At 73.6% G+C, this 9,833-nt stretch carries 8 protein-coding genes; 7 read left to right on the top strand and 1 reads right to left on the bottom strand.

The window, feature by feature from the left end; translation table 11 throughout:
• The first annotated feature begins 200 nt into the window (after positions 1–200).
• From H9640_RS12840 to H9640_RS12820, 5 genes are all read left to right on the top strand, one after another.
• Entirely contained in the window at positions 201–824 is a 624-nt protein-coding gene (locus H9640_RS12840; protein WP_191791111.1) for an FMN reductase, read from the top strand.
• Positions 825–1,080: 256 nt separating this feature from the next.
• Positions 1,081–1,587: a DoxX family membrane protein gene (locus H9640_RS12835; RefSeq protein ID WP_191791110.1), complete on the top strand. Its 507-nt coding sequence runs from the start codon at positions 1,081–1,083 to the stop codon at positions 1,585–1,587.
• 141 nt (positions 1,588–1,728) lie between these two features.
• The gene (locus H9640_RS12830) at positions 1,729–3,063 is read left to right on the top strand and encodes an ion channel protein (RefSeq protein WP_191791109.1); all 1,335 of its coding nucleotides are present in this window, start codon (positions 1,729–1,731) and stop codon (positions 3,061–3,063) included.
• Positions 3,064–3,228: 165 nt separating this feature from the next.
• Positions 3,229–4,029, top strand: coding sequence for a bifunctional hydroxymethylpyrimidine kinase/phosphomethylpyrimidine kinase (gene thiD, locus H9640_RS12825; protein WP_191791108.1), 801 nt, complete (start codon positions 3,229–3,231; stop codon positions 4,027–4,029).
• A 95-nt stretch (positions 4,030–4,124) separates the two neighbouring features.
• Positions 4,125–6,803, top strand: a complete 2,679-nt coding sequence (locus tag H9640_RS12820; protein WP_191791107.1) for a phosphoenolpyruvate carboxylase — start codon at positions 4,125–4,127, stop codon at positions 6,801–6,803.
• 192 nt (positions 6,804–6,995) lie between these two features.
• On the opposite strand, the gene H9640_RS12815 is transcribed toward H9640_RS12820, so the two are convergent.
• Positions 6,996–7,778 (bottom strand): deoxyribonuclease IV, encoded by a 783-nt coding sequence (locus H9640_RS12815; RefSeq protein WP_191791106.1) that lies wholly within the window; start codon positions 7,776–7,778, stop codon positions 6,996–6,998.
• 68 nt (positions 7,779–7,846) lie between these two features.
• Between H9640_RS12815 and H9640_RS12810 the strand changes: the two genes are divergently transcribed.
• Together H9640_RS12810 and H9640_RS12805 are read left to right on the top strand one after the other, a co-directional pair.
• Complete coding sequence (locus H9640_RS12810) at positions 7,847–8,146, top strand: MTH1187 family thiamine-binding protein (protein ID WP_191791105.1); 300 nt, start codon at positions 7,847–7,849, stop codon at positions 8,144–8,146.
• Between the two features lie 136 nt (positions 8,147–8,282).
• Positions 8,283–9,776 (top strand): restriction system modified-DNA reader domain-containing protein, encoded by a 1,494-nt coding sequence (locus H9640_RS12805; protein WP_191791104.1) that lies wholly within the window; start codon positions 8,283–8,285, stop codon positions 9,774–9,776.
• Positions 9,777–9,833: the final 57 nt, after the last annotated feature.

Raw genomic sequence — 9,833 nt, 5'->3', positions numbered from 1 at the left:
CCCCCCCCGGCCGCCGGGGCGCGGCCCGGGGGGGGCCGGGCCGCCCTTGTGGCCAGGGGCGGCCCGGCCCCCAGCACCACCGGGCCACGCACCACCGGGCCACGCACCACCGGGCCACGCACCGCCCGCCGCACGCACCACCCGCCGCACGCACCGTGCGGCACACTCGAAGAACCCTCACGAACCAGGAGCACCACCTCATGACCGCTCGCCAGATCGTCGCGATCTCCGCCGGCCTCGGCCAGCCGTCCTCGACCCGCCTCCTCGCAGACCGCCTCTCCGCCGCCACGGTGGCCGAGCTCGGCGACCTGGGCGTCGCCGCCGAGGTCACGACCGTCGAGCTGCGCGACGTCGCCCACGCCATCACCGACGCGATGCTCACGGGCTTCGCGAGCGGTGACCTCGCCGAGGTGATCGAGAAGGTCACGGGCGCGGACGCGCTCGTGCTGGTCACCCCGCTGTTCACGACCACCTACTCGGGCCTGTTCAAGTCCTTCGTCGACATCCTCGACAAGGACTCGCTCCAGGGCATGCCCGTGCTGCTGGGCGCGACGGGCGGCACGGCACGGCACTCGCTGGCCGTCGAGTACTCGATGCGCCCCCTGTTCACCTACCTGCACGCCGACGTCGCGACGACCTCGGTCTTCGCGGCCACGGACGACTGGGCGGCCGAGGGGGACGGCACGCACGACGCGGGCCCCCTCCCGGCCCGCATCCGCCGCGCGGCCAAGGAGCTCGCGACCACGCTCGCGGCCCGCGACCCGCGTACCGCGACGGGCATGTTCGACGGCGTGCCGTCGTTCGCGCAGATGTTCGGCAAGTAGGGGGTCCCGCGCGAAGACCCACCGGCGCGCCGGGTGGTGGACCCGGACGAGGGACCGGGGTGCGCGCCGGGGACCCGCAGCGGTGCGGGAGACGAAGGCCCCGACGGTTCGCCGTCGGGGCCTTCAGCCGCCCGGGGGCTGAAGGGTGGGTGAAACGCGGGGTGACCCGCATCACCCGTCGCCCGGGACGTCTCCTTCTCGGTGTGCGCCCGACGACGCGGCGCCGACAACCCACCACCTCCCGAAAGGCACGTCCATGTCCACCCTCTCCGTCAACGGTCCGGCGATCTCCCGCCGAGGCTCCGTCTCGACCCACGTGAGCGACGCCGTCGACGCCCTCGCACGCTTCCTGACCCGCTGGTCCGTCCCTGCCCTGCGGGTCGCCCTCGGCCTGGTCTTCCTCGGCTTCGGGGTCCTGAAGTTCTTCCCCGGCGCGAGCCCGGCCGAGGTCGTCGCCGAGCGCACGATCGACACCCTGACCCTGGGGCTCGTCCACGGCACGGTCGCCGTGGTCGCGACCGCGGTCGTCGAGTGCTTCATCGGGATCACGCTCGTCACGGGCTACTGGCTGCGCGCGGGGCTCGTGGTCATGGCCGGCGCGTTCGTCGGGATCCTCGCCCCGACCGTGCTGTTCTTCGACGAGCTGTTCGGCTCGGGCATGACGCTGCTCGGGCAGTACGTCCTCAAGGACGTGGTGCTGGTCGCCGCGGCGACCGTCGTCGGGGCCTACGCGCTGGGGGCGCGGCTTCGTCGCACGGCCTGACGGCTCGACGCGAGATGCGGCCAGGTGGGGTCACGGTCCGTCCGTGACCCCACCTGGCCGCATCTCGACGACGGGGCCCGCGGCCCGGTGCGCCCCGTCCCCCGGGGCGCGCGCGGAGCACCCGCGTGCCACGCTGGGCGCATGCCTGCGAGGGACGACGACGTGACCTCCCACCCGGCGCCGCCCGCCGCGCTCCCGCCGGACGCCCCTGCGCTGCGCAACCTGCTGCGGCTGAGCGTCCCGGCGGTGCTCGTCGGCGTGATCTCGGCGCTCGTGCTGTACGCGCTCGACTGGTTGTCCGCCGAGGCCGAGGACGTCCTGTGGACGGTCCTGCCGGGCGCGCTCGGTGTGGACCCGGACTCGCGCTGGTGGATCTTCGGGATGCTGACCGGTGCGGGCCTGCTCGTGGGGCTCGTCGTGTGGCTCGTCCCGGGACACGGCGGCCGCGACTCCGCGACGACCGAGCTCATCGCGCCCCCGCTGCCGTTGCGCGTGCTGCCGAGCCTCGCGGTCGTCACGGTGCTGGGGCTCGCCGGGGGAGTGAGCCTGGGGCCCGAGAACCCGATCATCGCGATCAACACCGCGCTGCTCGTCGCCCTGGTCGCGCGACTGTGGCCCAAGGTGCCGACGGACCTCGTCGTGATGCTCGCGGCGGCCGCGACGATCGGTGCGCTGTTCGGGACCCCGGTCGCGGCCGCGCTCGTGTTCACGGGGGTCGTCGCGGGCTTCCCCCGGGGTGGCCCGCTGTTCGACCGGCTGTTCCTGCCGCTCGTCTCGGCCGGCGCGGGGGCCATGACCATGGACGCGTTCGGGCGTCCGTTCGCGTCGATGGACCTGCCCGACCTCGGGGTGCCGGACATCGGCGACGTCGGCATCTCGCTCGCGGTCGCGACGGTCGCGGCGGGCGCCGCGCTGCTGGGCGTGCTCGCGTTCCCGTACGTGCACCGGTTCTTCCACGGCATGCGCAACCCGGTCCTGTACGTGACGCTCGGCGGCGTGGTCCTGGGCGTCCTGGGCGCGATCGGTGGCCCGCTCACGCTGTTCAAGGGCTCCCAGCAGTCGTTCGAGCTCGTCCAGCAGCGCGCGGACTTCTCGACGTGGAACCTGGTGCTCATCTTCGCGGTCAAGCTCGTGGCGCTCGTGATCGCGGCCGCAGCGGGGTTCCGGGGCGGGCGGATCTTCCCCGCGGTGTTCATCGGGGTCGCGGCCGGGGTGGCCGTGAACGCGGCGTTCCCGGGAGCGCCGCTCGGGCTCTCGGTCGCGAGCGGCGTCCTGGGCGTGGTCCTGGCCGTCGGGCGGGACGGGTGGATCGCGCTGTTCGTCGCGGTCGCGGTCGTCGGGGACGTCGGGGTGCTGCCCGTGCTGTGCCTCGCGATCCTGCCCGCGTGGCTGCTGGTGCGCAGCGCTCCCGAGATGCTCGCGGCCCCCGAGGTCACGGACGAGCCCGTGCCTCGCGCCGGCACGGGCGGCGACTGACGGTCCTCGGGGCGTACGAGGCGGGGCTGGTACGGCAGCCGGGGCGGTGACGGCACCCCGGCGGCGGCCCCGCCTCGTGGGTCCCTGCGCCCCGACGCGGCGTAGGCTTTCCCGGGGGCTCGGCCCGGGCCCACCACACCTTTCTCGAAGGACACAGGCAGCACCATGGTCAACCTCGCGTACGTCATCGCCGGATCGGAAGCCACCGGGGGAGCCGGCATCCAGGCCGACCTCAAGACGTTCCAGGAGCTGGGCGTCTACGGCGTCGGGACCCTGACGTGCATCGTGTCGTTCGACCCGAAGAACGACTGGGGCCACCGGTTCGTCCCGGTCGAGCCGCAGGTCATCGCGGACCAGTTCGAGGCCGCGACCAGCACGTACGACCTCGACGTGGTGAAGATCGGCATGCTCGGCACGCCCGCGACGATCGACGTGGTGGCCGAGTCGCTCGCGAGCCAGCGCTGGCACCACGTGGTCCTCGACCCGGTCCTCATCTGCAAGGGCCAGGAGCCGGGCGCGGCCCTCGACACCGACACCGCGCTGCGCGAGAAGATCCTGCCGTTCGCAACGGTCATCACGCCGAACGTGTTCGAGGCCAAGGTCCTGTCCGGCATGGAGAAGATCGAGTCGGTCGACGACCTGGTCGAGGCCGCCGAGCGCATCCACGCGCTGGGCCCGGACTTCGTGGTCGTCAAGGGCGGCGTCGAGCTGCCCGGACCGGACGCGGTCGACGTCCTGTTCGACGGCCAGGAGATCACGGTCTTCTCCGTCCCCAAGGTGGGCGAGGAGCGCGTGAGCGGCGCGGGCTGCACGTTCGCCGCGGCGATCACGGCCGAGCTCGCCAAGGGCAACGACGTCGAGCGCGCCGTGGGCGTGGCGAAGCAGATCGTCACCGAGGCGATCGAGGCGCGCGTGAGCTCGCACGCGCCGTTCGACACGGTGTGGCAGGGCGCGTACACCGACTGACCCCGCACGTGGCGGGGTCTTGCACCCCGTCACGAGCGACCACCAGGCAGACGCCGTCGACGTGCCGACCCGCGGAGCGCCTAGGCTACGGACCCGTGACCGACAACCTTTCCCCCGCATCCACCGACGGCAACGGCCGCACGGGCGCCCGGCACGAGGTCCCGGCGCCGCTGCGCGACGACGTCCGGCTCCTCGGCCGTCTGCTCGGCACGGTCCTGACGGAGTCGGGGGATCCCGCCCTGCTCGACGACGTCGAGCGCCTGCGCGAGCTCTCGATCCGCGCGTACGGCGAGCACGCGGACGCAGCGCTCGAGGAGGCCGAGCGGCTCGTCGAGAGCTTCAGCCACGAGCGCGCCGAGCAGGTGGCCCGCGCGTTCACCGTGTACTTCCACCTCGCGAACCTGGCCGAGGAGCACCACCGCGTGCGTGTCCTGCACGACCGCGAGGCCGAGCTCGCGCCGTCGGTCGTCGACGACACGCTGCCCGAGGCCTTCACGCAGCTCGCAGACGAGGTGGGGCACGAGGAGGCGCTCGCGCGCCTCCAGCGGCTCGAGTTCCGCCCTGTCCTCACGGCCCACCCGACCGAGGCGCGCCGCCGGGCGATCTCCGCGTCGATCCGGCGCCTGTCGGGCCTGCTGACCGAGCGCGACGCCCTGCCGGTCGGCGGCGCGTCGCTCGCCGAGAACGAGCGCAAGCTCCTCGCCGAGATCGACGGCATGTGGCGTACGTCCCCGATCCGCGCGGCGAAGCCCTCACCGCTCGACGAGGTCCGCACCGCGATGAGCGTGTTCGACGCGACCCTCTTCACGGTCTTCCCGACCGTCTACCGCCGCCTCGACGACTGGCTGCTGGCCGACAAGGCGGGCCACGACCGCCCCCTCGCCGCACCGTTCGTGCGCCTCGGCACCTGGATCGGCGGTGACCGCGACGGCAACCCGAACGTCACCGCGGAGACCACGCGCCAGGCCGCGGCCATCGCGGCCGACCACGCCCTCCAGGCCCTCGAGCGCGCCGCCCAGCGCATCGGTCGCACCCTCACGCTCGACGAGGAGGGCACGCCCGCGTCCGACGGCCTGCGCTCGCTGTGGCAGAAGCAGCGACAGCTCTCCGAGGCCATCACGGCCGAGGCCGCCGCCGAGTCCCCGGCCGAGCCGCACCGCGCGGTCATGCTCGTCGTGGCGCGCCGCATCGCGGCGACCCGTCTGCGCGACGCGGACCTCGCGTACGCGGTGCCCGAGCAGCTCGAGGCCGACCTCAAGGTCGTCCAGGACTCGCTCATCGCCGCGGGCGCGCCACGCGCCGCCTACGGAGACCTGCAGCAGCTCGTGTGGCAGGTGCAGACCTTCGGGTTCCACCTGGCCGAGCTCGAGGTCCGTCAGCACTCGCAGGTCCACGAGGCCGCGCTCGCCGAGATCGCGGAGCACGGCGTGCACGGCCAGCTGACCGACCGCACGCGCGAGGTCCTCGACACCTACCGCGCGATCGGCTCGATCCAGCAGCGCTACGGCATCCGTGCTGCGCGCCGCTACATCGTCTCGTTCACGCAGAAGCCCGAGCACCTGGCCGCGGTCTACCAGCTCGCCGAGCTCGCGTTCGAGGGCGCCGAGGACGCACCCGTGATCGACGCGATCCCGCTGTTCGAGACCTTCGCGGACCTCGAGGCGAGCGTCGAGATCCTCGAGGCGGCGCTCGAGCTGCCCCAGGTCCAGCGCCGCCTCGCGGAGAACGGTCGCAAGGTCGAGGTCATGCTCGGCTACTCGGACTCGTCCAAGGACGTGGGCCCGGTCTCGGCGACCCTCGCCCTGCACTCGGCGCAGAGCCGCATCGCTCAGTGGGCCCAGCGCCACGAGATCAACCTGACGCTGTTCCACGGCCGGGGCGGCGCCCTGGGGCGCGGCGGCGGTCCCGCGAACCGCGCCGTGCTGGCCCAGCCCCCGGGCTCGGTCGACGGGCGGTTCAAGCTCACCGAGCAGGGCGAGGTCATCACCGCCCGCTACGGCGACGCGACCATCGCCGCCCGGCACATCGAGCAGGTGGCAGCCGCGACGCTGCTCGCCTCCGCGCCGTCGGTCGAGCGCCGCAACGCCGAGGCCACCGCGCGCTTCGCGGACGTGGCAGCAGCCCTGGACTCGTCCTCGCGCGAGCACTTCCACGCGCTGGTCCGCAGCGAGGGCTTCCCGCAGTGGTTCTCCGAGGTCACGCCGCTCGAGGAGGTCGGCCTGCTGCCGATCGGCTCGCGCCCGGCCCGCCGCGGCCTGTCGGTCGAGTCGCTCGAGGACCTGCGCGCCATCCCGTGGGTGTTCTCCTGGTCGCAGGCCCGTATCAACCTCGCCGGCTGGTACGGCCTGGGCACCTCGCTCCAGGAGTTCGGCGACCTGGAGCGGCTGCGCGAGGCGCACCGCGACTGGCCGCTGTTCGCGACGCTCATCGACAACGTCGAGATGTCGCTCGCCAAGGCCGACGAGCGGATCGCGGAGCGCTACCTCGCGCTGGGCGACCGTGACGACCTCGCGGCCAAGATCCTCGACGAGCTGCGCCTGACGCGCGAGTGGGTCCTCAAGATCTCCGGGAACGAGTGGCCGCTGGCCGGTCGCCGGGTCCTGGGGCGCGCGGTCCAGCTCCGCAGCCCGTACGTCGACGCGCTCTCGCTGCTCCAGCTCCGCGCGCTGCGCGGCCTGCGCTCGGGCGCCGAGGGGCAGTACAAGGACGGCCTGCAGCACCTGCTGCTGCTCACGGTCAACGGCGTCGCGGCGGGCCTGCAGAACACGGGCTGACCTTCTCGGTGCCGAACATGCGGTTGGCGTCCGTCTCCACCCCGAAACCGACGCCAACCGCATGCTCGACCGACGGCAACCGCATGCTCGGCGAGGGGCCGTCCGGTTCGGCCGGGCGGACGTCGGCCAACCCGACGATCTCGACGCCCGGCCGCACCCGGCGACCCGGGGCGAGCGGCGCCGTTGGGCCGCTCAGCCCAGGCGCGAGCGCAACCAGGCGATGTCCGGGCCCATGTCGCCGTGCGTCTCGCAGATCACGGGCGCCCCGGCCGAGGCGACGACCGCGACCAGCTCGTCGGGCGGGATGAGCCCGTCGCCGAAGTGCGCGTGGCGGTCAGCGCCCGAGTCGAACGTGTCCCGGCTGTCGTTCGCGTGCACCAGGTCGATGCGGCCCGTCACGGCGCGGACCTGGTCGGCGGCGGTGCTCAGGTCGATCCCGCCCGCCCACGCGTGGCACGTGTCGAGCGTGAAGCCGACCTGGTCGCCACCCTCCGCTGCCCCGATCGCGTCCCACAGCCGCCCGATGCTCTCGATCGTGCGGGCCATCGACCTGGCGCCGCCCGCGGTGTTCTCGATCAGGACGGGCACCTTGGCGTCGAGCGCGTCGATCGCCTTGCGCCAGTTGTCGTAGCCGACCGCGACGTCGTCGTTCGCGGTCACGTGGCCGCCGTGGACGATCACGCCCTTGGCACCGATCTCGGCCGCGCCGTCGACGATCTTCTGGAGCGACTTGCGGCTCGGGATGCGGATGCGGTTGTTGGTGCTCGCAACGTTGATGACGTACGGCGCGTGCACGTAGAGGTCGAGGTCCGCGGCCGCGGCGTCCGCGCGCAGTGCCTCGGCGCCGCCGGGGTAGGTGAACTCGGCGCCCTTCCAGCCCTGCGGGTCGCCGAGGAAGACCTGGACCTGGTCGGCGCCGATCGCTCGTGCCTGGTTGACGGCGTCGGCCTGGTCGACGTGTGCTCCGATTCGCATGAGCCCCACGCTACGTGCAGCGGGGGACGCCCGGCACGGCGGAACCCGAGACGCGGCATGATGGGCTCATGGCCATCTTCGCTTTCTCCGTCGCCCCGCTCGGTGCCGGCGAGTCCGTCACGGACGCCGTCGCCGAGGCCGTCCGTATCGTCCGCGCCTCGGGCCTGCCGAACCGGACCACGTCGATGTTCACCGAGATCGAGGGCGAGTGGGACGAGGTCATGGACGTCGTCAAGCGCGCGACCGAGGCCGCGGGGGCCGGCGGGCATCGCGTCTCGTTGGTGCTCAAGGCGGACATCCGCCCAGGTCGGACGGGGGAGCTGACCGGCAAGGTCGAGCGTGTCGAGGAGCGTCTGGCCAAGGACTGACACCCACCGGGACGCCCTCGTCCCAGTGGGTGAAACGCACTCGTTCGAGTCGCTCGCACGGGCGTCGTAGGCTATGCGGCAACGCCGCCGTCCCGGGCAGCGTTCGAGGTCGCTTCCCGAGCCGCAGGAGACCAAGATGCCCCTCTTCGAGGTGGACGCCGAGCGTCCAGTTCTCGTCCGCCCGTCGCAGCCGGCGGGTGGGGGCTTCGGCACGGTCGCGCAGCGCGTGGTCGACGGCCACCTGGACGGCCTGCTCGGTGAGCAGATCTTCCCCGTCAGGCAGGGTGCGTCGATCGACGAGCCGCACCTGCTCGCACTCGACGCCGCGGGCCTTCCCGTCGTGATCGAGGTCGTCTCGGAGCTGACCGAGGAGACCCTGACGCGGGCCATGAACCATGCCGGCCGCGCCGGGCAGCTCACGCGGGCCGAGCTCGCGGGCCGCTACGCCGGGGGCGCGGCGCGGTTCCAGCAGGACGTCACGACGTTCTACGACAACGTGCCGCTCACGCGCTCGCAGGCGACGTCGCGGGCCACCGGGGCCCGCCTGATCGTCATCTGCTCGAGCGCGGAGGACGGCATCGTCGACGCGCTGGACTTCCTGCGCCAGCCCGGGTCGTCGGTGTCGGTCCTCAAGCTCGGCGTGATGCACGGGGCGGACGGGCGCAGGTTCGTCGACGTCTCGCCGCTCGTGCCCGAGCGCACCGCACGTCCGTCGGCCCCGGCCGCCCCCCGCCGCGCGGCCGTCGAGCCGACGCGCTCGGCGCAGCGCACCGCGGACTTCGCCGAGGGCGTCGCGGTGGGCCGTGCGCTCACGGGCAAGCTGCCGATCGTCACGCAGCGCTCGCGCTCCGACCGTCGCCGAGGCTCCGAGCTCGAGCCCACCGCGACCGTCTACGGCAGCGCCGCGGGCTCGGCGGACGTGACCGGCACGCTCGAACCGGTCCACGAGCCCCTGCTCGGCGCGGACCGCGGTCGGCCCGACGAGCTCTCCGTGCCGCCCGTCCCGCAGGCGCCGCCGGTCCCGCCCGTGCCGTTGCTCGCGTCGCCGCCCGCGGACGAGGCGTCCGAGTTCGGCCGCTACTCGTCGACGCAGGCTGCGGAGGACGCGCTGTCGTCGCGCACGCCGAGCCGTGCCTCGATCCTGACGCGCGAGTCCATCCGGACCCGGGAGTCCATCCGTACGCGCGAGTCGGTGCTGACGCGCGAGTCGTACGAGGCAGAGGCGCCCGCGTACGACCCGTTGTCGTACCAGCCGCCCGTGAACGTCCCGGTGGTCGACGCCCTCAGCTCGATCGACCCGTTGGGTCAGGACCTTGTGCCGGCCCCGCCTGCCCCGCCCGCTTCCGTGCTGGACGACGACCCGGACGACGACCCGGACCTGCACGCCCTCGCCCGGGCGTTCGGCACGCCCGTGTCGCTCGTGTGGTCGCGCCCGCGTCGTGGGCAGCGCTTCGAGGCGGTCCTGTACCCGGACGGTTTCATCGAGCTGACCGACGGCGCCCGTTTCCGTCACCCGGACGCCGCGGCGATCGCGGCCTCGGGCACGGCGACGGCCGACGGGTGGAGCGTGTGGCGCCTGGGCGACGGCGGGCCGACGCTCACGGACGCCTTCCGCGAGCAGTACGCCTGAGGTCCCTGCCGCAGGAGCGGCGGAGGGGGGGGGGGGGGGGGGGGGGGGGGGGGGGGG

The sequence above is a fragment of the Oerskovia gallyi genome (assembly GCF_014836745.1).
Taxonomy (GTDB): Bacteria; Actinomycetota; Actinomycetes; order Actinomycetales; family Cellulomonadaceae; genus Oerskovia; species Oerskovia paurometabola.
This window is presented reverse-complemented; position numbering and strand designations above follow the sequence as displayed.

Coding starts and splice junctions, on each gene's coding strand:
- H9640_RS12840 (WP_191791111.1), top strand. CDS start 201: ATGACCGCTCGCCAGATCGTCGCGATCTCCGCCGGCCTCGGCCAGCCG.
- H9640_RS12835 (WP_191791110.1), top strand. CDS start 1,081: ATGTCCACCCTCTCCGTCAACGGTCCGGCGATCTCCCGCCGAGGCTCC.
- H9640_RS12830 (WP_191791109.1), top strand. CDS start 1,729: ATGCCTGCGAGGGACGACGACGTGACCTCCCACCCGGCGCCGCCCGCC.
- thiD (WP_191791108.1), top strand. CDS start 3,229: ATGGTCAACCTCGCGTACGTCATCGCCGGATCGGAAGCCACCGGGGGA.
- H9640_RS12815 (WP_191791106.1), bottom strand. CDS start 7,778: ATGCGAATCGGAGCACACGTCGACCAGGCCGACGCCGTCAACCAGGCA.
- H9640_RS12810 (WP_191791105.1), top strand. CDS start 7,847: ATGGCCATCTTCGCTTTCTCCGTCGCCCCGCTCGGTGCCGGCGAGTCC.
- H9640_RS12805 (WP_191791104.1), top strand. CDS start 8,283: ATGCCCCTCTTCGAGGTGGACGCCGAGCGTCCAGTTCTCGTCCGCCCG.